The following is a 468-nucleotide window of genomic DNA, read 5'->3' on the forward strand; positions in this document are numbered from 1 at the left end:
GTGCACGACGCCGCCGCGCGCGATCACCGCCGCCTCGAGTTGCTCGAGCAGCTCCGGCAGCCGGTTCATCACGTCGGTCTTGATCGCGGATCCCGCGTCCCGCAACGCCTCCCAGTCCGGCAGCTCCCCGGTGACCGCGAGGCGCTTGGCGCGGATCGTGTGGGTGGCCTTGCCGAGGTTGCGGCGCAGCTGGGCGTTCGCCAGCTCGTGGTGCGCGGCGGCCGGGAACGTCTCGGTGCCGCGCAGGAACCCGGCGCCCCTCGGCGCGCGGGGCGGGAACGGCGGCAGGCCGAGCGCGACACCCCTCATGCCGTCACCGGCCCGACCGACGCCAGGATCTCCGCGAGGTGCACCGTCCTGGTCCCCATCTGCAGCCGGGACATGCCGCCACCGATGTGCATCAGGCACGACGAGTCGCTGGCGCAACAGAACTCGGCGCCGGTGGCCGCGACGTTGCGGATCTTGTCC

1 pseudogene is annotated in these 468 nt (G+C 73.3%); it reads right to left on the reverse strand.

What is annotated here, in order from left to right:
• Window positions 1–309 (reverse strand): annotated as a pseudogene (locus AC1DYG_RS19610) ((4Fe-4S)-binding protein); the annotation flags it as partial.
• Window positions 310–468 lie beyond the last annotated feature (159 nt).

It is taken from the genome of Pedococcus sp. P1_H8 (genome assembly GCF_056405175.1).